This window comes from Leptospira brenneri (assembly GCF_002812125.1).
GTDB lineage: Bacteria > Spirochaetota > Leptospiria > Leptospirales > Leptospiraceae > Leptospira_A > Leptospira_A brenneri.
This window is the reverse complement of record NZ_NPDQ01000011.1, coordinates 25,324-49,188: the sequence shown is the minus strand read 5'-3', so window position 1 is coordinate 49,188 and position 23,865 is coordinate 25,324. Positions and strand designations below refer to the sequence as shown.

Genomic DNA, 23,865 nt, shown 5'->3' with positions numbered 1-23,865 from the left:
TTACTTTCCAGAGATATTGAATACGTCTTTGTTTGCTTCAATCCATTTAAGAAGTCTTGTCACACCTTCTTTTGGCAAAATCTTAGGATTAAATCCGAATTTTTTTGCTTCTTTGATATCGCAAATGAAATAACGCATGTCACCTGGTCTTTCCACTTCAAAAAGAATTTCTTGTTTTTTGCCTAGTATCTCACCAATGAGGTGGATACATTCCAAAAGAGAGATTTTATGTGGACTGGCTCCACCAATATTGTACACACCAGGAATTGGATTCTTAAAAAACTCTAAATAAGACTTTGCACCGTCTTCAGCATGTAAGATATCTCTTGTTTGTTTTCCAGTTCCAAAAATACGAAGAGGAAGACCAAATACAGAACGAATTGCAAAGTTAGCCACCCAACCATGATCTTCGCCACCGAATTGACGTTCGCCGTAAATTCCTGTAAAACGGAAACTTGCTGCTTTTACACCATACATATCAGTATAAGACCGCACATAGTGTTCAGCACTCATTTTGGATGCGTGGAGAGGCGAAATTTGACCTACCATCGTAGGTTGTTCCACAGAAATCTCTACTGGATTTCTTTCATAAGAAGTTTTTCCTTCCGTTAAACTATCATTAATCGAGTTCCCATAAACATGGATGGAAGAAGTATTCACAACAGGAATTTTATGTTTTCTGGCTGCTTCCATTACATTAAAAGTTCCGATCACATTGGTAGAAAAATCTAACTCTGGATCTTCCCAAGAAATGGTCATTGCAGGCTGAGCTGCCGTGTGGATGATATAATCACAATCAGCAGAACGATCCATCAAATGTTCTAAATTACGAATGTCACCTTTCACCATAGTGACACCGATTGATTTTAAATAATTCCAGTTATAATCGCGAGTGGCATCTGATCCGTAACCAGTTCGTTTCAATTCATATTTTGTCATGTTGTCAAAACTAACAACATCCCAACCTTCTTTACGGAATAATTCACAAACATGGGAGCCTAAAAATCCGCATCCGCCTGTTACCAATACTTTATTCGCCATCGCGATCTTCTCCTAGGTAAAACTTTTTAGATAAAATTAATTTTATGATATGAATGGAATCTGAAATCATATCGCGTAATCGGTATTCCACCTGCCCTACTGGTTTAAAATAAGATACAGGGATTTCGATACAACGCATATGAGATCTAACAATATCAATCATAAGTTCCACAATGAACTTACGATCTTGAGCCACGAGCTGTGGTTTCACCCGTTCATAAGACTCTCGCCAAACAGAAAAAAACTGGCAATCCACATCTGTGAATCTTGGTTCTTGTCCCCACCAAAATACCTCAACCAGTTTTCCCATCAGCAAATTCACCAAACGGTATAGAGGTTTGAGATTGGATCCTTGTTCGATCATCTGTCTTGTCGTACGGGTTCCGATCACCATATCGGAGTCTTTCATATATTCGAGTAATTTAGGAAAGTCTTTGGAGCGAAAAGAACCATCGGGAGAAACGACCACAATGATATCCCCCGTTGCGTATTCAATCCCCCGTCTGACTTGTTCACCAAGTCTAGTAGGATCACCATCACCGGGGAAGGTGTAGGTTTTTACTTTTTCTTTTTTACTTAAAGACAAAGTGGCATCGGTTGATTCGTTATCGATCACAATGATTTCGTTAAATTTATCTTTGAAATCAACAATCACATCAGTGATGGACCTTTCATTATTGTTAGTTGGAATTACGAGACTAGTTTTGAATTTATGGAAAAGATCATTTCTTACTTCATACACTGCATGATAGTAATCCTGCATGGAATTGATATTGAAGTATTCACAACTTAAGGTAGTAGCAAACACTCCGCCTTTGGAGTCTTTTGCCATCTTATCAATCACATCTGTGATTTCAATGACACCTGATTTTGGTGATGCGGGAGTTTTTTTAAAAAACTCAAAATATTCAGGTGTAAAAAAATAACTTCCCAAACCTAAAAGTTCATTGGGAGGATTTTCTGGTTTTTCAACCAAATTTACTATTTTATCATCTTCTAATACAACGGAATAGTTTTTACGAATCCTGGAAAGTAAGGATGTTTTTACAATCCCGATGGAGGCAGCCATATTCGGATGTTTTTTTAAAACTTTTAAAAACTGATCGTGGTCTGTGCGGTAATAAAACTCATCCCCAAGGATCGTAAGGAATGGTTCATGAATGGTTTTTTCGAGGCTTGCTACGTCAGATGCCAACCCCTGTTTTGTCCAGTCTACAGGTTCGATCACTACTTTGGGAAGAGCCAAACGAATGTGATCAATCTCTGCGATTATCCTCTCTTTTAGGTGACCTACCAGAACGTAAACCTTTTCGATTCCAAAGGTTTTGACCATCAGCTCCACATTCCGGTGGAGGATGGACTTCCCTTCAATGACGAAGAGTGGTTTTGGAATGAAGCTGGTTCGGGGATATGCTCGGGTTCCTTTTCCGGCAGCTGCAATGACCCCAATTCTGATCTTTTTCAATGTAAAAGGAAAGTCCCTGGAACGAACCCCTGGGTCAATTAGAAAAGGATCGTTTCCATCGGTAGAATTGGAAACCGGGACTAGTTTTATAACCCTGGAATGGCTCCCAACTGCGTTTAGAAAGACTCCATGACTTTTCAGGAAGTTTCCCCCCAAGCCCATTCAAATGGAAGCCCCAAATGCCTTCCTCAGCTGTCTTCAGTCCATCAAAATGAAGGGCTACGGGACTTCCAGCACTGTGTTCGAGAACAAAAGGTAAGGAGACTTGTTTCATCGTTCCCAGTAACGATTCAGAAATCGAAAACTGACCTGGAGACGGCTGCCCCAATCGAAATTCTAAGTGATCACAATCAAAACGACGAAGGAGGGCCATTTTTTTCCCCCAAGTATCTGTTGCTCGGATTTGGCAGGCCTCAGGGACAAGGATGAGATCTTGGCCTTCTGTTGTGACCTTCCCCAGGAATAATACCTCTTCCCAACCTCTTGATTTCTGGTATCTTAATTCTTGAGCATTATAAAAAGACTTTCCCTTTTCCGTGAAGATCTCTATTCCTAATATAAGAAAACCATTCTCCGTAGCGAGTTTCTCGGAAAAATAAAGACCATCCAGTGACTTTGCAAAATTTGGATTCGTCCAAAAGAATGTCAGGGGAATTAGGCCCGTTATTAGGAATTTATGCATATCAAACGATTTATCCTTTTTCCTCTTCTTTTCATAACATCATTCACATTCGATTGCAATCTCCTAAATCCGAAAAAAGAAAAAAATGACGACCTAGTCATGTTACTTGGAGTTTATTCACTGATTAATGCTAATTGTGTGAACGGACCTGATCTTTGGGCAAGAGATTTAACGACACAATCCAGTGTTTGTGTGGCTGTAGATTTAGTGAGTTCTGGAACCTATGTGGAAGTCTATAAAGAAAGATCCCTATCTCTTAATTTTGATTTAGTTAAGTTTGCTCGTGATTTCGACACTCTCACCTACCCTACATTAGTTGCAACTTTTGGAGAACCTAGCGATGTGGATGGAGACGGGAAAGTAAAAATTTTGGTAATGGACATTCGCGATGGTGCCACAGCAAACAGTGCTTATGTGGCAGGGTATTTTGATCCTGTTAATTATTTCCCAGACAACTTCTTTTCTCGGATTCGTTCCAATTATGCAGAAGTTTTATATATGGATGGGAAAGAACTAATCGCTGCTCTTAAAAATGATCCCAATGCTTTTGCTTCCACAGCAGCCCATGAATTCCAACATTTACTAAGATATCCGAGAATGCGATCAGCAAACCAAACCGATGAAACTTGGATCAATGAAGGGACAAGTGAAGTGGCAAGTGATATCGCAGGCTATGGACCACAAAATGGTAGAATGGATTGTTACTCAGGAGTGAATGATTCACGTTGCTCTGATGGAATCAATGGTGTGTCATTACTCGACTGGGATAGTAGCGGTTCCGACATTCTAAAACAATATTCTTATGCTTATGTATTTATGCGTTATCTTTATGATATTTCAGGAACTAACGATTCCCAAAGACAAAACTTCTTTCGAGAGACAGTGGTTGGAGCTTCTGGTACTCGAGCAAATTCCACAGGGAATTTAATTAATGTATTTAGAAATACCGCCTACGCTCCAAACTTTGACGCATCTTTACTTGGGAATAATAATGCAGATGTTTTCTTTCGAGTTTTTGCTCTACTCGGTGCCCAAAGTTTTGGAATCGCCAATCTAACTTCCGTCGAACAAGTGACAAGCGATGGAGCTTCCCCCACCACAATTAATTTAGCAACAGCCCTCACTAGATATCCCTTATCCACTACTTTGGCAAGGATCGTAACAAATCCCGTCGTTCCCACAACCAACCGTGGTAGTATCAAACAGGGAGCTACAAACTTCTATACAGCGGCGATGGGAACACCTTCAATTTCTGCAGGTTCTTCCAGAAAGAATTATGGAAGAGTGACTACTGCCACAACCAAAGGTATTTTCTTTTGGGCAGATTCTCCCGCAGGGATCAATGCAAGTGCAAAGTATGTGCAAACGAATGAAGAAGGAACCTCTCTGACCATTCCCAAAAAACCTCGGTCTCTCAAATCGGTAATTGAATCTTCTTCTGGACCCATCCCCATTTGTGGGATAGAATTTACAGATGATTTGGTTCGTACTTCCGAAAGTATTCCAATAGAATAGAACGCATCAAACTACGATAACAATCTTTCGCTACGTGACCACCGTCCGCAAACGCATTACATGTGTATGATGGATCATTTTTTAATTTTAAAATCGAAAAGTTTTTACTCGCTGTGATGGAATCAATTTCTTTTTCCCAAGTTTTCACAAGAGACTCTTTTTCCATCAAAGTTTCAAAATCAGGAGAGGAAAGTGGCCAAATGATGATGGTTTTTATTTTTTCTGTCTGCAATCGGTTTAAAATTTTTTCATAAAACCCAAACTGCATCGGACTACGCACATAAGAAGCAAACAACCAATCCAAAGTTCTATGGCTAGTCATTTGTAAAGAATTAGAATCCTTCTCCATATAATTATCTATTGGAGAAAGACCGTTTCCATTATGAGTGAGGATATAATCGTAAGTTGCTTGGTGCATTTCAAATGCATTTTCTAAATATGGGTTTTTATAATTTCTCCACATTTGATCGATATAGGGTTTGTAAGTACCTACAGCAAAAAGTTTGCGACCTAAATAAAAAGAAACGTGATCTTTCCCAAACAAACTCAAATTGGAAAGTACGTAAGAAAGATCAAAACTATAAGTTAGGTTTGAACTTTTGAATACTGAGTTTTGATTGAACTGGTTTGGATCTGTTTCCATCACAACCAAATCTGGTTTGATCCCTGCATCCAACACTTTCGTAAGTTGGAAGTCGTAATAAGCAGGAGTGGTAACAGCAGAAGAAAGATTATAAATATCCCAGTCAGGGTAAAAAGATACTAATTCATCGTGATCAAAATAAAGAAGGCGAGAAGAACCCAAAATCAACATGATTTTTTTAGTTTTGGATGAATGAACTCCTGGTTTTTCAGAAATTAATTTTCCTAAAAAGTCCGATTTGGCCTTATAGTTAACTGCCGTTAAATCAATCTTGGTAATTGTCTGAATATAAGGGATTCGAAAGAGAGAATCAACGACAAATAAAAAAAGTAACAGGATAACCGGATAAAAAAGGAACCGCGCCTTGAGCATATCTGAAAGGAGAAAGGATGTGGATTTAAAAGTAAAGCGAATTGAAGAGGTTCCCCCGAGGTTTTAGTCGAGGGAAAAAAACATTAAGCGACTTGGATGCGAGCGAGTTTACGTTTCTTTTTTAGATTTACAAACCAGTCGTCAGCATTTCTGACATGGCTTACTAATTTCTTTACGTATTCTCTATTTTCTGGGTTTAAAATCTCACGTGCTTCTTGGATGATTTCTTCCACTGTTTTCACATGGAAGGTAAAATAACTAGTAAAAAGCTCGTAATACTCTCTATCAGTATTTTCCCAGTCCTTTGACTGAATGTCTGCATAAAACTCAGATAACTGTGGTATGTCGATCTCAGGTGTCGCATCAAAATGATTATTCATCATAGCGATACGGTCTGTTATATCAGTTAATTTCTGGAAATACGTTTCCAATTCGGGATATTCCATCTTCCAGCCCTCCTTAACAACCCTTACTTTTACCAGGATTTTAGAAAGGCCTTAGAGATCAAGATTTTTTAAAAAATTTTGTGATGTCTGGATTTTGTTTTAGAAAGTCTTTTAATTGCAGGGCTTGCCCATCCCAGGCCTCTTTTGCCCCTTCGATCCAAACATCGGAACCTTCTCCATCCGGGAACCCACCGTTAATTACTGTTAGTTGAGATGAATTTGGACCTTTGGATTCAAATAACAATTGTAAATAAACCCCACCAACGGGATCAGCTGGATGATCCTTCCATTCCATAACCAATTCTTTGAGAGGTTCGATTTTTTTATAAATTCCATGAGTGGTAAAATCACCCTCTAAACCTAGTTTCCATGTCCAAGAAAAGTCACCACCTACTTTGGGCCTTCCTCTTACCTCATCCGCCAACCAATGCACTAACACTTCATAGACGGTAACACCCGACCACAATCGTTCGATTGGTTCCTCAAAGGTAAATACAGACTTTGTTTCTCTCATAGACGAAGTAGTAAAAACTTGGGTGTCCTTTGGCAAGATGTTTTTTGGGAGGAAAAACTACCGAGAGTGTTACTACCGGTAGTGAGGTTTAGTACGAATTTAGAAACTGAGGTTGTTTGGTCTCACATACACAGATTGAATGACACTGATATTTCTCATCTGGAAGGCGGCAGCACAATACGCTAAATAATATCTCCACTTTCTGATAAAGGTTTCGCTATATCCTTGGGTCCTTACCTCTGTCAAATTTTCTTCAAAGGCCTTTAACCAAATTCTTAATGTCTTCGCATAACTAAGCCCCATATCTTCCAAATGAAATAGATACATATCTCCAGTGCGATTAATGGCTTGGTTCATACGACCAATCGAAGGCAAAAGAGAACCAGGGAAAATATGTTTTTGAATGAAATCGATTCCATTTTTAAAAGCTGTAAATCTGGAATCAGGACAAGTGATAACCTGCAAAGCCAAAATCCCATCTTTTGTCAACAGGTCTTGACACTTCTGAAAGAAGGTTTCATAAAAGGCATCCCCTACTGCTTCTAACATCTCAACAGAAACAATTTTAGTAAACTCCCCTTCAATATTACGATAGTCTTGAATACGAATTTCGATTTTATCGGAAAGGCCTTCTTTTTCGATCCTTTCCTTCGCATAAACATATTGTTCTTCCGAAAGAGTGACCGTTGTGACACGACATCCATAATTTTTTGCTGCATGGATGGATAAAAATCCCCAACCGCTTCCAATCTCTAACAAATGATCTGCGGGATTTAATTTTAATTTCTGACAGAGTTTGTCTACTTTCTTCGTTTGAGCCTCTTCTAGAGTTTCTTCCAAAGTTTCAAAATAGGCAGAACTATAGGTCATTGTCGGATCTAAAAACAATTTATAAAATTTGTTTCCTAAATCATAATGTTCTACGATATTTTTTTTGCTACCTGTTAGAGTATTTTTTCTTAAAAAATGTAGAAATTTATTTCCCAAACTAAATAAATCCAAATGAAATAACCTTTTTTTGGCACCAGATAGATTCGGACTCTCATCAACATTCAAAATAAACCAAGAAATTACATTTTCTATAGAATCAGTGTCCCAATCTCCTGTTAGATAGGACTCTGAGAATCCAATATCACCATATAACACTGATTTTTTGAAGAAAACAGGATCTTTCACATGAATGAGAGCTGAATGAAATTTAGAATCATAGATTGAGTTTGGGTCCCCTAATACAGTTTGTTCTCCATTAGGCAAAATCATTCTAAGTGATCCCCTTTTCATGGAACTCATGGCTTTCAAAAATATCTTCCTATAAATAGGAAATTGTTCTATGGTAGATTTGTTCTTTAATTCGGTAAAAAGTTTTGAATCAATCGTGTCTTGTGAGAGGGACTGGTTCTGTGATTTCTCCAAGGGGAACTCCTGTTTGTTTCTCTAAGTTTTGGTGTTTCGAAATGTACGGAATTTTTTTGACCCATAGTTTGAACGCTTGCCAATGAATCAATGTTATTATTTTGACGGTGATGAATGGAAATTGGGTAAAAAGTTTTAATAGGTATTTTGATTGGAATGGAATTTTTTTTCCCAGAAAGGAAGTGGTAAGAATTCGTTTCCCATTTTCAAAAGAGTCGACACCGATCTGCAATTGATCACTCGGTGCATTCAGTCGAAACTCAAATTCAGAATCCAAACTGATAAAAGGTGAGACATAAAAATCTTTTCGTTCGCGGATGTACACTTGTGGGTCTGCGATGGTTCCTTTCGCAGGTTTAAAATACCCAAGATAGGGTTTGATTTCGCCAAAGGTATTCCCCACTTCTGCGATAGAGACAAGGGGTTTATCTTTTGTATCATAACAAAAGTAAAAACTAACAGGATTGAAGACATAGCCCATTACCCGAAGGTTGGTCAGAAGAAATATCTTCCCAATGTCCCTGACTCCTGACGCTTCCAGAAACGATTTAACATTATCATAAATTGTTCGTTTTCCAAATTGAATATGGTCTTTGTCATAAAAGGAAAACAAGTTGAAACGATTCCTGGAAAACCAAAAACTTTTTTGGGACAATTGATCGATTTCGGAAAGATCCAAGTAAAAATTAAAAATTCGGTATTGGAATTTATTGGGCCTTGGTGCAGTGCGAGCATGATACACCTCAGCCGCATACATACAAGAATTTAAGTCCATGGATCCCTTTTTAGAATGTTACGAGAGACATTCACTGCTGACAAAAATCCATCTTCATGAAATCCATACCGGAAATAAGCACCTGCATAGTAGATCGGGCCTGATTCGTTTAACTCCGGCAGACGACTTTGCCCAAGAGAAGCCTCAACAGAAAAGAGTGGATGTTCATAATCTATTTTTTTTAAAATTTTATCTTTTGCCACACGCCCAGGATCATTGATGGTCACAAAGTAGTTTTGTTTTTTAGAAACATTTTGCAAACGATTCATCCAATAAATCGTATATGGGTCTTGTTTGCCCGTTTCCCCTTCTACAATTTTATAATTCCAACTCGACCAACAGGAAGGAAGTTTTGGCATATCGCTATCATCCGTATGCAAAGTGGCAGTGTTGTGTTGGTACCGGTAGAGTGGTAGTAACTCACTTTCTAATTTTGTTGGATTTCCTAATAATTTTGCAGAGATATGACCATGAGTGGCAAGTAACACTTTATCAAAAATTTGCCTTTCCCCTTCACCAAACAAAAGTTCCACTTTCCCCTCATTCGTTCGATTCACCTGTTTGACAGGAGTTTGCAACCGAACCCGGTCTTTTATGGGAGGAATGATTCGATTGATGTACTCTCTCGAGCCACCATCCACCGTATACCATTGGTGTTGGGTGTTCAGTCCCAAAAAACCATGGTTATCAAAAAATCGAATGAGTGACTTAGCAGGAAATTCTAACATCATGTCCGGCGGAGTTGACCAAACTGCCGAACTCATAGGGATTAAATAGAAGTTGAGGATGTCTTTTCCATACCGAAAAACTTCCATATACTTACCTAAATCCCAACTGTCGTATTTTGGATCGTCCAAAATCTTTGGAGCCGATTTGTTAAACCGGTCAATTTCCAGTAACATCTTTAAATAACGAGGACGAAAAAGATTTTTTTTCTGTGCAAATAATCCAGAAAGGCCAGAACCACAAAACTCTAATTTGGTGGGATCATGTTGGACACTAAAAGACATATCCGATTTTTTTGTGGGAACATTTAATGTTTGAAATAGTCTTAGGAGATTAGGATAAGTTACATGGTTGAATACAATAAAACCAGTATCAATCGGAATGGACACTCCATCCTCTTCAACTAACACTGTGTTGGTATGACCTCCGATGTAATCGGCACTGTCAAAAATGGTTAAATCAAAATCATCTTTTAAAAAGTATGCAGAACCGAGACCCGCAATCCCAGTTCCGACGATAGCCAAACTTTCTTTCACTTGTTTCCCTTTTTTTTAGTCATTAGACCCTTAGAGAAAGAGTTGGTTCATTTGTAGATGCACTTCCTCCGCTTTCTTTTGTGCAATTTGTCCGAAATTTTCTTCCAAAGAACTAAGTGTGATCCCCCGAGAAGAATTGATGAGCGAACGTTTGCCCGAAGCTTGGATGATGGACTCTAAGTCTCCCCCTTGGGCACCAAACCCAGGAATGAGAAAATACAGTTCAGGATGGCGGGCACGTAAAGACTGGATCTCTGAGGGATGGGTTCCCCCGACCACAAGCCCTACTTGGTTTGGATACTCTTCACCAAGTTTTGCCATTTGGTCACTGACCTCTTCATATAAGTAAAGGTCCTTTCCCACAAGTTTTTGTTTTTGAAAGTCAGCCGAGCTAGGATTGGAAGTAAGTCCGAGTACAAAGATATAACCACCTAGATCCAAATAAGGAACCAAACTATCACGACCCATGTATGGGTTTACCGTCAGGGCATCCACTCCCAACTTTTCAAAAAAATACTTAGCATACTCTTTGGAAGTATTGGCAAGGTCACCACGTTTGGCATCCATCACAATGGGTACTTCTGGTGACACTTCCTTCATGACACGAACCATATGTTCTAAGGCAAAATATCCTTCTGCCCCCAACCTTTCGAAAAAAGCAACATTGGGTTTCCAAGCTGTGGCAAGGGAATGAGTGTAACGAATGATCGTTTCTGTAAAATGAACGAGTGGTGCTTTCGAATCCAAACTTACCTTAGGTAATTTTTCGAGTTCAGGATCCAGACCAATACAAAGAAAAGACTTTAAGGCATCTCTACGCGAATTGAATTTTTGAACGAAATTGGATTTTGAATTCACTTATTTAGGTTCCTTAATTTGAATCTTTTGTTTTCTTTTTTCCATCTCCGCATCAATGTCTCTTTTTTTATATCGTCCGTAAAAATGCCCTGGGATGAATGTCACCGCGGTGATGGGATTGGCCACCACATCTCCGAGAGCCCCACCCACATAAGTGGAATAAGCTGGTGTGAGTAATTCATAAGAAGATTCTACTTGTTCACGATCATTTTTTTCCGCAAAGTAATTGAGAGCATCATCAGAAGCTCTAGCTTCATGATACAAAGCTCCAATCACAGGGATGGCATACACTGCCGCATAAAGAGTTCTTTTTTCTCTTTGCGCAAAGTCTTTTGCATGACCACCTTCATGAATGACAACAGGAGGTAAGTCAGAGTACACATTAATTGTATTCGTAAAAGAATTATAATGGTCTCCGCCAATCGTTCCCGCAAACAAACGTCCAGGGAGAAATGTATAAGCAATTAAAGAAATGGATCCAAAGAAGTATCGAACGTATGGATTGATATTTTGATTTTTGGAAAGTCGTTTCCACTCAGAAAGAGGAGCATATTGGTTAAAACGAACCTTAACATCCCTTAAATTGTTTTCTTTGATGTATCGAATCAAATACTCTTTGGTTTCTTTAGAAATATGATGGTTGTCTGCTTTTAGATTAAAAAGTACAATTTTAGAAGGAAGCGAAAAGATCCAATTCCCTGTTTGGTCTAAAATCCATACGGGTTCCCCTTCTTCGAATTGTGGATCGTCTTCGGTAAATTCAGGGCTTGGAAGGTAAGGATTCCCATAGTTATATTGTTTTTCTAAAGAATAGCAGTTGGCGAAACTAAAACAAACCCAGAGAAATAAAATTATGGTTTGGAATTTCATAAACTTTCCATGATTTCCTTGAGTTTAGGATCTACTGGCTCTTGTTTCCGTGGACTTTGTTTTGGTTGGACCGCTGGGGGTTCAGATTCGGTAGCTTTTTCTACCGCCGAACTCCCATTATATCCAGATAGGACTTCTAAACGAGTAAAAAATTCAGAAAGAGAATTTCTACCCAACTGGTTCAACTGGTCTTCTCGATTCCCACGAAATCCATTATAAGGAACATACCAAAGGAGAGGAACCAGCGTGAGAATACTCCCCGTCAAATAACAATTAGTTACACGGGAATCAATTTCATCATAATAAATAAACTCTTCTTCCGAATTGCCCGTAATTTGAACTCTTGCTTTTAGACGAACAAACGTTAAATTCTTGGAACATCTATCTAAAGATTGTAGTTGGAATTCCTCGACAAAAATTTTCCCACCTCGGTCCAGTAACAAAGGGAAACGATTCCCTCGAATGGAAAGTTCCTTTCGAATCAAATAAGACAAAGGACCATATTCATTCGGAAGTCCTTCTGGATCGGCAAAATACCCATCATAAACTCCCATTTTCATTCGGTCTTCTTCTTTGACTTTGATTTCAATATGATCCATTTTTTTGACAAATTCAAAAGGTGCTTCTTTTGGAAAGGGTCTATACACTCGCAAAGAAACCCCACAATTCCATCCAAAACTTGAAATCAAAACGAAAACTATAGAATGAAGTTTTAACTTAAAAAACATAAGTGTACCCAAGGAAAAAATTCGAAATGGCATAAACCCGAGGAGATCGTTTGTCTGTTCCATCTGCTTCATAAAATGCCGAACTTAAATAATAATCTCGAACACCAGATACAAAAGACTCCTCATTCACAGCTCGAATTCCAGGTGCAGAAGATTCATTCGCCCTCCAAATGTATTGGATGACTTGAAATCCTAAGTGAAATTTATGATGTTCGATAGGAGTCCAATTGGCTTGGGTCAAAATATCTAGTCCAACAACTGATGTCTCTAACGGTTTTTCCGAAAATAAAGAATACGCATCTCCGCTGGACACATGAGATTCTGCGAATCGAGAAAGTCCTCCATTCCCAGTCATCATATCCCTTCTGTAATTGAGCCTACCAAGAGGGGTCACAAACATATCCCCTCCTATATCATAAGAAAACTCATCTTGCACCCTATGGTAAAACCGAAACCCAGCACTTGGTGCTAAATACAACATAGAGTCTCGCATAAGACCTGTTTGCCCCAAAGACTGGGAAGAAAATACAGAATTGGTATGGAAAGATCCCGTTCGAATTCCAAAATCCCAACTATAACCAAACTCTTTTGAATACTCTTCGTAGATTTTAACAACTAATTTATGTTCAGCGCTATAAAGCCGATCAGAATGGTAAGCAAACTGAGCACCACCGATAAATCCATAAGCAAGATAATCGGTTGAAGTCTGGAATTGGAAGTAGGTATATTCTATTCCCCATTTTGCAGATTTATGTTTGTACGCTATTTTCGGGGAGAAAGAACCCGACCCTTTTTGTTTTTCAATATCATAGGTAAAAGGTAGGGATCGGATATTTTGATAACCAATCGCCGAACGAGGATAATACGGTGTGCCGGCCTGAAACGCAACTCGTCCATTATCGTCTGCCCAGTCATTGCCAGATGCAAAAAAACCACCCTGACCCATCAGCCTAAATCCAATCTCCCAAGTTCCTTGATTGAATTCCAAAGAACCTTTATTCGTAGCAGGGAGATTGGAATTGATGGGATAATTGGGTTCGGGATTTCGTTCGCGGAACTGATCTTCGCGAATTCGTTTTACCTTTGCCCGAAGTTCTGCGGCCTTTTCTGGATACCCACGTTCCTCATAGGATTCCGCCTCTAATTCTAATTTTGTGGCTTCGGTTTCTCCTGCGAAAAGAAGTTCAGGCCTTAGGGCAAAAGAAACTAAAACTAGGAAGTAGAGAACAGAAATCCGTTTCACAAAGAGTTTATCCTTTTCTTTTGATATACGCTTTTGCGAATTCAGGAAGAACAAAAGCAGCTTTGTGAATTTCTGGGCTGTAGTATTTGAGACCTTTCGGAACTCGTTTTGGATCTGGAGTTACCGAATAAGGATCAATGGCATTGGATAAAAAAGTAAACCCAATGATTCCGGACGGGTATGTCGGAATGGTTGTATAATAGTAACCATACTCAGGGAAAATTTTGGGAATAAAATCAAAAAGAGAGGAAATCACATCTCCATGATACCAAAAAGATTCCGCTTGGGTGGCAATGATTCCCGTAGGTTTTAAGGCACTTGCCATATCTCGAAAAAATGGTTCCTTAAATAAAACTTCTGCAGGGCCTACTGGATCACTAGAATCCACAAGGATCACATCAAAACGACCTTTGTTGTCACGGGCAAATTTAGCACCATCATCATAATAATGAATGACTTTGGGATCTTTCATGGCATCAGCACATTCTGGAAAGTATTTATAACTAATATCCACCACAGCTTTGTCAATTTCACATAATACAACTTCTTTGACAGAGGGGTGTTTCAAAACTTCGCGAACGGTTCCCCCATCTCCCCCACCAATCACAAGAACAGATTCAGGGTTTGGATGACTCATCATAGGGATATGGGCAATCATTTCATGATAAGAATGTTCGTCTTTATTAGTAACCATCGTTACACCATCAAGTGTAAACATTCGGCCAAAGGATTGTGTTTCAAAAATATCGATTTTTTGGAACGGAGATTGTAGGCTTTCGATTGTTTTTGTTACCCGGTAACTCACAGCGCGGCCTTTTTCTAATTCCAATTTTTCGGTATACCAAATCTCCATTAATTTCTCCTAAGGTTGTTCTCTTTGAACCAGATTTGATTTAGGAAGAAGAAGGTGTAGTTTTTTTTGATGTTTCTTGGTTTACAAGTGATTAAAAATTCAACTTGGCGGGAACTGGGGACTTAAGTTCTATTGCCTTGTATGCAGAAATATTCCCGTGTTTTTTACCTGCTTGGTTTTTTAGCCATGCCACTTTTCATTTTACTACTCGTTTTTGGTTATGTAAAAATCAACGAAATGGCAAGTGAAGAAATCCATTGGGGTCATAACAAATCCTTCGCCTTTGGACAAGCTTCTCGTGAAGGAAAACTCATCCTACTCTCCGTCACTAAATCTCGTTGTGAAATGCTCCAGGGATTAGAATGTGGGGAAGGAAAACCAGACCTTGGTACTTATGTTTTACTCAACTACACACCAAGAGACCAAGAATTCCAAACTCTGATTTTGGATGATCGTTTTAGTTCCTTAAAAACAGACCCCATCCCCCAATACTTCTTACTTAATTCCTCTGGGGAAATCCGTCATATGTCCACGCAGCTTCCAAGTGTGGAAGAGATGCAAAAACTCCCTAAAAAAGAATGATCTTTTTCAAAATCTAACAAAAATTCTCTTGCAAGTTCAGATTTGCTGACATACCCTATGGGGTATAGACATGCGGAGGATTTATGTTAGGACTCACCGTTCACAGAAAAAAAAGTTTTGAAGACACCATCACCGACACTACCGAAGCCCTAAAAAAAGAAGGGTTTGGGGTCTTAACCACCATCGACGTCAAAAACACTCTCAAAGAAAAAATCGGCGTTGATTTCAAACGATACACCATCCTTGGAGCATGTAATCCCGGTTTTGCGCACAAAGCCCTCCAAACAGCAGACGAAATCGGATTATTACTCCCTTGCAACGTAGTCGTCACAGAAGAAAAGAATGGAGAAACCAAAGTCTCTATCTTTGACCCCATGACTATGACCAAACTGGTCCAAAACCCAGAACTAGAAAAAATTGCCAAGGAAGTACAAGAAAAATTAATTCAAGTCATTCACCACTTACACGACTGAAATAGATTTTATATCATTGGGGGCGCCTCGCCGATGGATTGAATTTTCCACATCCCATCCATTAGGCGATCCCGCTTTTCGCTCCAATCTTTCTGGAAGGATTTTTTATATTAAAATTGGTTCTCCAACCAGAAAGGATTTCCGCTGCAATCGGTTCTTCGGCAAGCTCAGCACAAGTGGCGCGGGGGAAGTTCTCATTCAATCCTCTTTCCTCCCCCACACCTTTAACCTATTCTAAACCAATATCACTTACAAAAAGCCGGCACGGTTTTTGTTCGAGTGTAACAAACCGTGTAGCTCTGACCGTTCTCAATCGTAGTCATTCCAAAAAGATTCAGAGGCCCACCTACTGGATACTGAGCAGTTGATGCAGGACCAACTTCCCAATTAATATGATAGTTCCCGTCCTTGCCAGTGATCTGTCCTTTGACCACACTGCTTGTTTTTTTATAACAAGATTTGATATCCCGATTGTTGCTGATGATCAGCCAAGCCGTTGGATTTGGAGAAGGATTAGTGACGCAATTGGATGTCAAAACCCAATTCCCTTCCAAGATGGTCTTACCTTCTTCAGCCCCCGCTTTTGCTCCTGACTGGCAATGGAAGACAAGAGCAGATACAGCGAAAGCAAATACTAATGTAATTTTCTTCAAAGCGAACTCCTTTGCAGAAATATCTTATTTCCACAAGGAGAGATTAGAGACCAGAATTTGATAAGTCTGTCAAACTTTATTGCACTGATTTAGATTTATTTTAAAAAATTTTAAGTAAAACTTGGAAGGCATTTTGAACTCACGAAAATCCATTTCTATAACAGCACAAAACAGGGATCATTTGGCACCTAACGGGAATGAAAAATGTAGGAATATTTTGAGTGTGTCTCTATTTTTTATTGAAGGATGGAGATGGAAGGTTGTAAGGTGGCAGATAGTAGTGGTTATGTGGAATGAATAAAATTAGAGGGGGATGGAATGAAATACGATGTAATTTTAACTTTCGACTTGAAAGATGCAAGCTCTGAAGCTTATACCAAGGCAAAGAAGTTACTTGAAGGATATGGTCTTCATGACACTTCGATTTCCAAAGATCTACCCTTACCAAATACAGTGCTAATGGGACGTCTAAATTACGAAATTGAAGCATCAGAGATTAAAGATTTTGTATGGCATTTATTTAAGGAAAACGGTTTAACTCCAAGTCGTTTGATGGGTGGCGTTTTGCAAGATTGGTCAATTAAAATTAAGGGGTAAAAAAATGACTTTTCAATTTCCAAACTTAGATTCTAAGACAAGAGAATATATGAAGAATGAATTCGACTTAGATGTTTCAATTTCCAAGCTTTATAATAGTAAGAGACTAAATGATTTAGGACGAAAAATGTATTCAGAATTACTAAAAGAAGCTATTGATAACAAAACACCAGAATGGCTAGCTTCCGAAATAATTCGCCTAAATCTCCTAAAGACTCATGAAGAAAGAAAAACAAAAACCGGAACCACGATGGCTAAGATCCCATCTAATGCTCATGAAATGCTTGCCGAGGGAGAATTTAATAGATTCTATATCAGAGCCTTATGTAAAATAGCAATAGAAGAAAAGAAAATCATAAAAGTAGTTCGAGGTAAACAGGTTAGTGTGCCAAGAGAGGAATCTAATCAAAAGCTAGGTTCAAAATGTGAGCCAAGTTTATTATTAAACGATTTAAGAGAAAATATTGGAGTTGATACAGCATTAGGACTTCCGCCAGGACCCAACTCAGGCCTAACAGTTGCTATTGAATAGACACGCCGCATAGCAGAAAATACCTATCGTCACGCTTCTCGCTAAGCATCCGCAAGAAGGCACGCCGACATTAACATCTACTTCTTAGGCTTAGTTGCAAGGAAGTTCGGGAAGGCAGGTTCGTTATGCGCAATGTTCAAAAATGATAATAAAATTAAAACACTGTAACAATATAAAAGAAGGTGAAATTAGCTTAAGTAAAAATAGCCTTAATATAAAATATGCCATAAACGGTACCGGTAAAAGCACATTGTCTAAAGCTATCTATAGCTATATTCATGATAAACACAACAGCACGCAAACTCTCTCAAAATTGAAACCTTTTCAAGCAGACGGTACGGCCGAAAATAACCCTGAGATCAACGGCATTACAGATCTAAATTCTGTGAAAGTCTTTGATGAACAATATATCAACGAATTTGTATTTAGACAGGATGAACTTATAAAAGGAAGTTTCGATATATTAATACGAGATGCTAATTTTGAAAATGGAATGGCTGAGATTTCTGAATTAACAAAAGTAATTCGAAACGAAATCTCAAAAGATGCAGAAATAGAGCAATTATTAAGTGACTTTCAAGAAATCACAAACAGTTTTGGGAGACAAGTGAAAAAGGGCATACACGGGTCAAGCCCTTTAGTAAAGGGTTTCAAAGACGGGAATTTAGTGACTAATGTTCCAGAGGAGTTCAGGGAATATTCAGAATTCATACAACATGAAAGTAATTATAAATGGGCAAAATGGCAAATTGACGGAAAGCCATTTCTAGATTTATCAAAAAATTGCCCATATTGCATATCTGACATTCAAGATAAAAAAAATAAAATACAAAAAATAGCCAGTTCCTACGATCCTAAAGTCGTTGAGAATATAAACAAAATAGTATCAACCTTTCAAAAATTAAAAATGTATTTTTCGGATTCTACCAATCAGGCTATCGATAAATTCATTTTTAATGCTACAGGATTTACAAAAGATCAAGAACAATATCTAATCGAAATAAAAAACCAAATCGAAAGAATAACATCAAAAATAAAAGAAGCTCAGAATATCCATTTCAATACACTCAAAGATGTTGAGAAAATCATCGAACTTTTATCAAATCTGGAAATTAAATTAGATCTATATTCTCACCTAAATTCAGAGCGAACAAAATCAAAAACAGATTTAATTAACAATTCTATAAAAATGCTACTAGAGAAAGCAGGTAAATTGCAGGGTGTCATTAATAAGCAAAACCGATTAATTGAATTATTAATAAAAGAAAATAACTTAGAAATAAACGAATTTTTAAAAAATGCCGGATATAAGTATAAAGTAAACATAATCGAAGACGGATCCGAATACAAACTTAAATTATTTCATACCGATTCAGACAAGTTGATCCAGGAAGCAAAAAGCCACTTGAGCTATGGCGAACGGAATGCATTTGCTTTGGTATTATTTATGTATGATACATTAAAAGCAAAGCCTGATGTTATCATTCTAGACGATCCAATTTCTTCATTTGATAAAAACAAGAAATATGCTATCATAAATATGCTATTCAGAAGAGAAAAATTTTTCAAAAACAAAACTGTATTATTTCTTACTCATGATTTTGAACCAATAGTTGATATGATCTACCATCATACCGACAAATTCGCCCCACCTTTTGCGTCATTTCTAGAAAACAATAACGGCATTTTAAAAGAAAAGGAGATCAAAAAAGCTGACATCAAAACATTTATAGAAATAAATACAGAAAACATTCGTTCAAATATTCCTTCATTAAACAAATTAGTTTACTTAAGAAGGTTATATGAACTACAAAATAACAAAGGTATCGAATTTCAATTAATTTCAAATCTCCTGCATAAAAGGAAAACTCCAAATTTATCTGAAAATGGAATCTGTAGAGATATGACAAAATCAGAAAAACGAAAAGCAACGAAAATACTTAGAAAAGAAATCCCGAATTTTTCGTATACAAAAACTCTCATTACAATTAATGATAGAAAAAAATTGATAGATCATTATTTTTCATCTGATAATAACTATGAAAAGCTTCATATTTATAGAATTCTATTTGGAGAAGAAATATTACCCAAGGCTTCCGAAGTAATGAAGAAATTCATCAACGAAGCCTTTCATATAGAAATTGATTACATCTATCAACTAAACCCAAGAAAATATCAACTTGTTCCTCAGTATATAATAAATGAATGTGACAATCACATACAGTTACTAAATATCTGACATGGCGCCTAACAACCCGTCTCCCCAGAAGCCTAACCCACAAACCAGCACATAAGTTTATTAGAATATATGGAAATTTACGATAGAATCGGAACGAGCTACAACAAAACAAGAAAGGCTGACTTACACATTGCTTCCCTTAGCGAAGAAAACCTTTGCTTAAAACTAGAGAGAGCTTCTCTACTGGATGTGGGAGCAGGGACAGGAAACTATTCCCATTTTTTTTCTTCTAAAGGTCATCATGTAACGGCAGTCGAGCCGTCAGGAATCATGATGGCTCAGGCCGCAGAAAATACAAATATCAAATGGATCAAAGGTTCAGCCGAAGAAATTCCCCTTCCTACCAGTAGTTTCGATGGAATCATTTCTATACTAGCATCACACCATTTCAATGATCTGGAAAAAGCAATTCTTGAGATGAACCGCATTCTGAAACCCAAACACTTTGCGGTTATTTTTGCGGGGGATCCTTCGATCGTCAGTAAACAATCTTGGTTATTTGATTACTTTCAAATTGTTTTTGAGAAATCCGTTTCCACTTATCTACCGATTCATGATTTTAAATCGATGATCGAACGTGTAACCAAAGCGAATGTAAAAATAATTGATTACCTATTGCCCGATCATCTTACCGATTACTTTTTTGCTTCCGCTTGGAAAAACCCTACCCTTTATCTAAACGAAACTTTCAGGGCCGGAATTTCTCCTTTAGCAAGCTTAGAAACGAGTACACTCAATCAAATTTTAGAACGGCTGGAAAACGATTTAAAGAATGGGATTTGGTTAAAAAAATATGGGAATATTCTAGAAGAAGATTTCTTCGATGGGGGATATCGATTTTTAGTTTGGCAAAAAAACTAACCCACCTCTTCCCTTTTTTCCCCTTCCGCTTTTTTTCGAAACACCTCTAATATCGCACAAAACAAAATCACCCCACCACCGAGCCAAATCCTATCGGGAGGCACCTCACCGAGGAAGTACCAAGCCGCCAAACTTCCGTAAATGGGGCTTAAGGTAGATAAAGTCCCTGCTGTGGTCACAGATAAATTGGAAAGACTACGAATCCAAATGGTATGGGCAAGTGAGGTAAAGATCCCGGCAAGCACCACCTGAAAGAGAAGGTATTTGGGTTCAGAAATCATCTCAAAAAGTCCACTCGCAAAAGGCAGGAGAACAATGCTAGTGGCAATCAGTTGGGTAAACAAAATTTGGGCACTCGGATAATGGACATGCATTTCTTTGGTCAGTAAATTGCGAATGGCATAAAGAACCGCAGAGACAACTCCCCAAACCACTCCTTGGAACATTTGGTTGTCAAAGGAAAAATCAGGTACAATGAGAAAGAGACCAAAAAAGGAAAAACAGGCCAAAAAGAAAGCAAAAGGATCAGGTCTTTTCCCACCAAACAAAGGTTCAAGGATAGCAGAAAACACTGGATAAGTGAAAAGGGACAACATCCCCACAGCCACAGTCGAAACTTGGATGGAGTGGAAATAAGTCACCCAATGCAGGGCAAATATGATTCCAATTCCAAAAACAGAGAGGAAGTCCTTAAAACTCCGGTAAGAAACAGACTTTCCACGAAGTAGGAAGAAAACCCCAAGCAAAATAACGGAGAATAGCGCCCGACCAGAGATGATCGTAACCGCAGGGAAAGGAAGGAGTTTGGCAAACAAAGTGACGTTCCCCATAATGAGGATCGTCAAATTAAGTTCCAATACAGATCGTAAAAAAGAAGGAGAAGAAGACTTCACTTCTTACTTAGGATTCAACCCCCAAAAATTTGGCGATGGATTTTCTGTCTTTTTCCAAACTATGTTTGTGAATTTCTTCGATTGCTTTTTCCACGATGGGAGAAACAAAAAGAAGGCTCGAAACCACATCCACGTCGTAAGAACGTTTGGATTCAGAACCATTCGCTTCGTATTTACTTTTGCCCTTGATCACAAATACATTGTCTTTTCCTGGAGGAGAAATTTTGAATTCGTGAGTGTTGGTGGTGATGTCAAAAGTAGATTCTTCCAAAAGAGAAAGATCAGTGAGCGCTGCCGACAAAACGGCAGGCATAGAACCTTCCAAACTTACCTTTCTTTTTTGACGAATGGTATTCCCTTCCTTCGTTTCTTCCAAAAGAGTTACATTTTTTAAATCAGGGAACTGATCCAAATGTTTGTATCTTTCTTCCCTTGCATGGAGGAGTTTATCGAGAGGAACGGGAAATGTATGGGTTACTTGGTATTTCACTATTTTTTCTTACCTTTTTTCTTAGCAGGTTTTGTTTTAGCCTTTGGTTTTGGTGCCGCTTTTTTTACGGGTTTTTTGATCGCCTTCTTAACTGTTTTCTTCGCTAAACTTTTGTTTGCTGGTTTGGCTGTTTTTTTAGCAGAAGGTTTCGCCGAGGATGCTTTTGGTTTTGGAGCCGGTTTGGAAACTTTTGCCTTTCCAGAAGACCTTGGAGAAGAGTTCACTTGTTCCATGAGCTCTTCATCTTCCCAATAAAAAACTTGGTCCGCAGGAGTAGACTGTTCCATTGCTAAGGCTTGTGCTTCTAAAAGGGAATTATTAGATTCGTTGAAGTTGGCTAACTTTTGGAATAATAAATTGATTTTTGGATCTTGGAACTTGTTACGGATGGTCGCATAAAAATTACGAGCATCTTCCCCTTCTCTGATCGCAAGTTCCAAGGCTTTCCTTTCGTCTGCTTTCACTTCTTCGTTTTTGTTTCGATCGAGCCTATCCATAACCTTTTGGATGGTTGAGGAATGAAACTTTTCAATTTCGGAAAGTTGTTTTAGGTTGGGGAGTTCTTTTCCTTCCGCACCTTTGTATATTTCTTTGATGAATTTAATATGCTCATCACCATCTAACGCAAGTTGGCTGAACAATTCTCTGATTTGGCCTTCAGGTAGACTTTCTGAGAGTTTAAGATAAAAGTTAAAACATTGAACCTCATGTTCAATGGCAGCCGCAACTGCTTCGATAAAGGATGTTTTTTTTAGTGATTTCATAATCCCATTCCCTGGTTATTCAAAACCATAAATACGATACTCGCGACTTTTAAGTGAATCAAGTATTTTTCACAGAACGAACATCCAACTCTTCCAACTTTGTGGCAGAGTAAATGAGCACTTGTGCAATATAATAGGTTGTCATAATTCCCATAGAAGCTGTGAATCGGTCCATTTCTGGTTTTAGAAACATCGAATATGCTATGATCGAATCAGAAACGATAAATACCAGTGCTCCGAATAAACCAAGATAAAATGGTTTGGACACCGAATTTCTAGCAGCGGCCCGCCAACCCATGAGACAAATAGCAGAGATATAAACTCCCACAGGGATGAGAAGACTTCCAAGTTTTGGAACTAACACTAAGAAGAAAGAACTACCAAAAAGCAAAAAAGGAATCGCTAAGATGGGTTTAATTTTAGAATCCAATGTGAAAGCGTAGGAATAAATCAATTGGGCAACAAGAAAGGATCCCAACCCAAAAACAAAAAATCCTTCTTTGGGGAGAGCAAGAAAACTATCTCCAAAAAGAGAAAACACAAGACCCACAGCCACTAATTTTCCACGTTTCTCCAAACTGGGAAAGTAACGAAAGAGTGCTACTATCAGGATTAGGATCGGGATGATTTTGGAAGGGAGATAAAAAACATCCTGTTTTGTGATCGTAGCGATCGCAAAAAGATGCACAATAGAATAGAGAACAAACAAAACAATTTCTTTAGCCATATTTCTTACTTTACAGGGATATCATTCTCGAGATTTCATCAGAAGACAGCCCGAGTGATCAGCCTATGAAACAAACACGACCCTTGTCCATCCTTTTCTTAATCTGTCTCTTATGGAGCCAAAGTTTGTCCGCAAGAGAAGTGCCCTCTGGTGGCGAAATGTTAATTGATTTGATTGTGGCACGTCCCATGGGCCTTGCCGGAACCGTACTTGGAACTGCTGCTTTTATTGTAGCTGCCCCTTTCACCTTGTTGTCGGGAACCTTCATTCAATCAGGCAAACGTCTTGTTGTTTACCCGGCCAAGTTTACCTTCACACGAGGGTTAGGCGACTTCCCAGGATATATGGAAGAATACCAAATCGTAGAGGAATAA

Annotated in this window: 28 protein-coding genes; 8 read left to right on the top strand and 20 right to left on the bottom strand. The window is 38.4% G+C overall.

Annotation, left to right across the window (positions count from 1 at the left end; genetic code table 11):
- Genes CH361_RS18125 through CH361_RS18115 form a run of 3 tightly spaced genes read right to left on the bottom strand, consistent with a single transcriptional unit; the run spans position 1 to position 3,188 of the window.
- Entirely contained in the window at positions 1-1,041 is a 1,041-nt protein-coding gene (locus tag CH361_RS18125; RefSeq protein WP_100792235.1) for an NAD-dependent epimerase/dehydratase family protein, read from the bottom strand.
- On the bottom strand, positions 1,031-2,506 hold the full coding sequence (locus tag CH361_RS18120; protein WP_100792234.1) for a nucleotidyltransferase family protein: 1,476 nt from the start codon (positions 2,504-2,506) through the stop codon (positions 1,031-1,033). Before CH361_RS18120 ends, CH361_RS18125 begins: the two co-directional genes overlap by 11 nt.
- Positions 2,507-2,540: 34 nt before the next feature.
- Positions 2,541-3,188, bottom strand: a complete 648-nt coding sequence (locus tag CH361_RS18115; protein ID WP_100792233.1) for a hypothetical protein — start codon at positions 3,186-3,188, stop codon at positions 2,541-2,543.
- Positions 3,189-3,326: 138 nt separating this feature from the next.
- Between CH361_RS18115 and CH361_RS18110 the strand changes: the two genes are divergently transcribed.
- The gene (locus CH361_RS18110) at positions 3,327-4,703 is read left to right on the top strand and encodes a peptidase MA family protein (RefSeq protein ID WP_100792256.1); all 1,377 of its coding nucleotides are present in this window, start codon (positions 3,327-3,329) and stop codon (positions 4,701-4,703) included.
- Here the strand turns inward: CH361_RS18110 and CH361_RS18105 are convergent.
- The 11 genes from CH361_RS18105 to speE form a co-directional block, all read right to left on the bottom strand.
- Positions 4,657-5,718, bottom strand: a complete 1,062-nt coding sequence (locus tag CH361_RS18105; protein WP_100792232.1) for a DUF1574 domain-containing protein — start codon at positions 5,716-5,718, stop codon at positions 4,657-4,659. The genes CH361_RS18110 and CH361_RS18105 overlap by 47 nt on opposite strands.
- An 83-nt stretch (positions 5,719-5,801) precedes the next feature.
- Positions 5,802-6,164 (bottom strand): PLU-1-like domain protein, encoded by a 363-nt coding sequence (locus CH361_RS18100; RefSeq protein WP_100792231.1) that lies wholly within the window; start codon positions 6,162-6,164, stop codon positions 5,802-5,804.
- Between the two features lie 58 nt (positions 6,165-6,222).
- The gene (locus CH361_RS18095; RefSeq protein WP_100792230.1) at positions 6,223-6,678 is read right to left on the bottom strand and encodes an SRPBCC family protein; all 456 of its coding nucleotides are present in this window, start codon (positions 6,676-6,678) and stop codon (positions 6,223-6,225) included.
- Positions 6,679-6,777: 99 nt separating this feature from the next.
- On the bottom strand, positions 6,778-8,091 hold the full coding sequence (locus CH361_RS18090; RefSeq protein WP_100792229.1) for an SAM-dependent methyltransferase: 1,314 nt from the start codon (positions 8,089-8,091) through the stop codon (positions 6,778-6,780).
- Entirely contained in the window at positions 8,048-8,848 is an 801-nt protein-coding gene (locus CH361_RS18085; RefSeq protein ID WP_100792255.1) for a DUF1365 domain-containing protein, read from the bottom strand. The genes CH361_RS18090 and CH361_RS18085 overlap by 44 nt, the downstream gene beginning before the upstream one ends.
- A gap of 8 nt (positions 8,849-8,856) precedes the next feature.
- Positions 8,857-10,128, bottom strand: coding sequence for an NAD(P)/FAD-dependent oxidoreductase (locus tag CH361_RS18080; RefSeq protein ID WP_100792228.1), 1,272 nt, complete (start codon positions 10,126-10,128; stop codon positions 8,857-8,859).
- Positions 10,129-10,158: 30 nt separating this feature from the next.
- On the bottom strand, positions 10,159-10,986 hold the full coding sequence (pyrF, locus tag CH361_RS18075; RefSeq protein WP_100792227.1) for an orotidine-5'-phosphate decarboxylase: 828 nt from the start codon (positions 10,984-10,986) through the stop codon (positions 10,159-10,161).
- Positions 10,987-11,856 carry a hypothetical protein gene (locus tag CH361_RS18070; RefSeq protein ID WP_100792226.1) on the bottom strand — a complete coding sequence of 290 codons (870 nt, stop codon included), beginning with the start codon at positions 11,854-11,856 and terminating at the stop codon, positions 10,987-10,989. It lies immediately after the preceding gene.
- On the bottom strand, positions 11,853-12,584 hold the full coding sequence (locus tag CH361_RS18065) for a hypothetical protein (protein WP_100792254.1): 732 nt from the start codon (positions 12,582-12,584) through the stop codon (positions 11,853-11,855). The genes CH361_RS18070 and CH361_RS18065 overlap by 4 nt, the downstream gene beginning before the upstream one ends.
- On the bottom strand, positions 12,574-13,827 hold the full coding sequence (locus tag CH361_RS18060; protein WP_100792225.1) for a hypothetical protein: 1,254 nt from the start codon (positions 13,825-13,827) through the stop codon (positions 12,574-12,576). Before CH361_RS18060 ends, CH361_RS18065 begins: the two co-directional genes overlap by 11 nt.
- Before the next feature lie 7 nt (positions 13,828-13,834).
- Positions 13,835-14,680, bottom strand: a complete 846-nt coding sequence (gene speE / locus CH361_RS18055) for a polyamine aminopropyltransferase (protein ID WP_002975754.1) — start codon at positions 14,678-14,680, stop codon at positions 13,835-13,837.
- 141 nt (positions 14,681-14,821) lie between these two features.
- Between speE and CH361_RS18050 the strand changes: the two genes are divergently transcribed.
- On the top strand, positions 14,822-15,262 hold the full coding sequence (locus CH361_RS18050) for a hypothetical protein (protein WP_100792224.1): 441 nt from the start codon (positions 14,822-14,824) through the stop codon (positions 15,260-15,262).
- A gap of 83 nt (positions 15,263-15,345) precedes the next feature.
- Positions 15,346-15,735, top strand: a complete 390-nt coding sequence (locus CH361_RS18045; protein ID WP_100792223.1) for a DUF302 domain-containing protein — start codon at positions 15,346-15,348, stop codon at positions 15,733-15,735.
- A gap of 61 nt (positions 15,736-15,796) precedes the next feature.
- Here the strand turns inward: CH361_RS18045 and CH361_RS19740 are convergent, their stop codons facing one another.
- Positions 15,797-15,937, bottom strand: a complete 141-nt coding sequence (locus CH361_RS19740; protein WP_165782282.1) for a hypothetical protein — start codon at positions 15,935-15,937, stop codon at positions 15,797-15,799.
- A gap of 43 nt (positions 15,938-15,980) precedes the next feature.
- Positions 15,981-16,388 (bottom strand): hypothetical protein, encoded by a 408-nt coding sequence (locus CH361_RS18040; RefSeq protein ID WP_100792222.1) that lies wholly within the window; start codon positions 16,386-16,388, stop codon positions 15,981-15,983.
- A 318-nt stretch (positions 16,389-16,706) separates the two neighbouring features.
- Here CH361_RS18040 and CH361_RS18035 point away from each other — a divergent pair, with 318 nt between their 5' ends.
- From CH361_RS18035 to CH361_RS18020, 4 genes are all read left to right on the top strand, one after another.
- Positions 16,707-16,985, top strand: a complete 279-nt coding sequence (locus CH361_RS18035) for a hypothetical protein (RefSeq protein WP_100792221.1) — start codon at positions 16,707-16,709, stop codon at positions 16,983-16,985.
- A gap of 4 nt (positions 16,986-16,989) precedes the next feature.
- Positions 16,990-17,517: a hypothetical protein gene (locus CH361_RS18030; protein ID WP_100792220.1), complete on the top strand. Its 528-nt coding sequence runs from the start codon at positions 16,990-16,992 to the stop codon at positions 17,515-17,517.
- A gap of 142 nt (positions 17,518-17,659) precedes the next feature.
- Entirely contained in the window at positions 17,660-19,756 is a 2,097-nt protein-coding gene (locus CH361_RS18025; protein ID WP_100792219.1) for an ATP-binding protein, read from the top strand.
- Positions 19,757-19,825: 69 nt separating this feature from the next.
- The gene (locus tag CH361_RS18020) at positions 19,826-20,617 is read left to right on the top strand and encodes a class I SAM-dependent methyltransferase (RefSeq protein WP_100792218.1); all 792 of its coding nucleotides are present in this window, start codon (positions 19,826-19,828) and stop codon (positions 20,615-20,617) included.
- Here CH361_RS18020 and CH361_RS18015 read toward each other — a convergent pair.
- The 4 genes from CH361_RS18015 to CH361_RS18000 are packed head-to-tail and all read right to left on the bottom strand — an operon-like array spanning position 20,614 to position 23,491.
- A complete protein-coding gene (locus tag CH361_RS18015; protein WP_341864927.1) occupies positions 20,614-21,462 on the bottom strand; it encodes a DMT family transporter in 849 nt (282 codons plus the stop codon). The genes CH361_RS18020 and CH361_RS18015 overlap by 4 nt on opposite strands.
- A gap of 55 nt (positions 21,463-21,517) precedes the next feature.
- Entirely contained in the window at positions 21,518-22,000 is a 483-nt protein-coding gene (locus CH361_RS18010) for a DUF2505 family protein (protein ID WP_100792217.1), read from the bottom strand.
- Complete coding sequence (locus tag CH361_RS18005) at positions 22,000-22,764, bottom strand: ferritin-like domain-containing protein (RefSeq protein WP_100792216.1); 765 nt, start codon at positions 22,762-22,764, stop codon at positions 22,000-22,002. Before CH361_RS18005 ends, CH361_RS18010 begins: the two co-directional genes overlap by 1 nt.
- Before the next feature lie 58 nt (positions 22,765-22,822).
- Positions 22,823-23,491 (bottom strand): lysoplasmalogenase, encoded by a 669-nt coding sequence (locus tag CH361_RS18000; RefSeq protein WP_100792215.1) that lies wholly within the window; start codon positions 23,489-23,491, stop codon positions 22,823-22,825.
- A gap of 65 nt (positions 23,492-23,556) precedes the next feature.
- Between CH361_RS18000 and CH361_RS17995 the strand changes: the two genes are divergently transcribed.
- Positions 23,557-23,865 (top strand): hypothetical protein, encoded by a 309-nt coding sequence (locus CH361_RS17995; RefSeq protein WP_244279952.1) that lies wholly within the window; start codon positions 23,557-23,559, stop codon positions 23,863-23,865.

What these genes read in the sequence shown, in the direction of transcription:
- CH361_RS18050 (WP_100792224.1), top strand. Translation starts at nt 14,822, where the DNA reads ATGCAGAAATATTCCCGTGTTTTTTACCTGCTTGGTTTTTTAGCCATG.
- CH361_RS18115 (WP_100792233.1), bottom strand. Translation starts at nt 3,188, where the DNA reads ATGCATAAATTCCTAATAACGGGCCTAATTCCCCTGACATTCTTTTGG.
- CH361_RS18045 (WP_100792223.1), top strand. Translation starts at nt 15,346, where the DNA reads ATGTTAGGACTCACCGTTCACAGAAAAAAAAGTTTTGAAGACACCATC.
- CH361_RS18035 (WP_100792221.1), top strand. Translation starts at nt 16,707, where the DNA reads ATGAAATACGATGTAATTTTAACTTTCGACTTGAAAGATGCAAGCTCT.
- CH361_RS17995 (WP_244279952.1), top strand. Translation starts at nt 23,557, where the DNA reads ATGAAACAAACACGACCCTTGTCCATCCTTTTCTTAATCTGTCTCTTA.
- CH361_RS18125 (WP_100792235.1), bottom strand. Translation starts at nt 1,041, where the DNA reads ATGGCGAATAAAGTATTGGTAACAGGCGGATGCGGATTTTTAGGCTCC.
- CH361_RS18070 (WP_100792226.1), bottom strand. Translation starts at nt 11,856, where the DNA reads ATGAAATTCCAAACCATAATTTTATTTCTCTGGGTTTGTTTTAGTTTC.
- CH361_RS18085 (WP_100792255.1), bottom strand. Translation starts at nt 8,848, where the DNA reads ATGTATGCGGCTGAGGTGTATCATGCTCGCACTGCACCAAGGCCCAAT.
- CH361_RS18020 (WP_100792218.1), top strand. Translation starts at nt 19,826, where the DNA reads ATGGAAATTTACGATAGAATCGGAACGAGCTACAACAAAACAAGAAAG.
- CH361_RS18105 (WP_100792232.1), bottom strand. Translation starts at nt 5,718, where the DNA reads ATGCTCAAGGCGCGGTTCCTTTTTTATCCGGTTATCCTGTTACTTTTT.
- CH361_RS18000 (WP_100792215.1), bottom strand. Translation starts at nt 23,491, where the DNA reads ATGGCTAAAGAAATTGTTTTGTTTGTTCTCTATTCTATTGTGCATCTT.
- CH361_RS18100 (WP_100792231.1), bottom strand. Translation starts at nt 6,164, where the DNA reads ATGGAATATCCCGAATTGGAAACGTATTTCCAGAAATTAACTGATATA.
- CH361_RS18025 (WP_100792219.1), top strand. Translation starts at nt 17,660, where the DNA reads ATGATAATAAAATTAAAACACTGTAACAATATAAAAGAAGGTGAAATT.
- CH361_RS18005 (WP_100792216.1), bottom strand. Translation starts at nt 22,764, where the DNA reads ATGAAATCACTAAAAAAAACATCCTTTATCGAAGCAGTTGCGGCTGCC.
- speE (WP_002975754.1), bottom strand. Translation starts at nt 14,680, where the DNA reads ATGGAGATTTGGTATACCGAAAAATTGGAATTAGAAAAAGGCCGCGCT.
- CH361_RS18030 (WP_100792220.1), top strand. Translation starts at nt 16,990, where the DNA reads ATGACTTTTCAATTTCCAAACTTAGATTCTAAGACAAGAGAATATATG.
- CH361_RS18095 (WP_100792230.1), bottom strand. Translation starts at nt 6,678, where the DNA reads ATGAGAGAAACAAAGTCTGTATTTACCTTTGAGGAACCAATCGAACGA.
- CH361_RS18065 (WP_100792254.1), bottom strand. Translation starts at nt 12,584, where the DNA reads ATGTTTTTTAAGTTAAAACTTCATTCTATAGTTTTCGTTTTGATTTCA.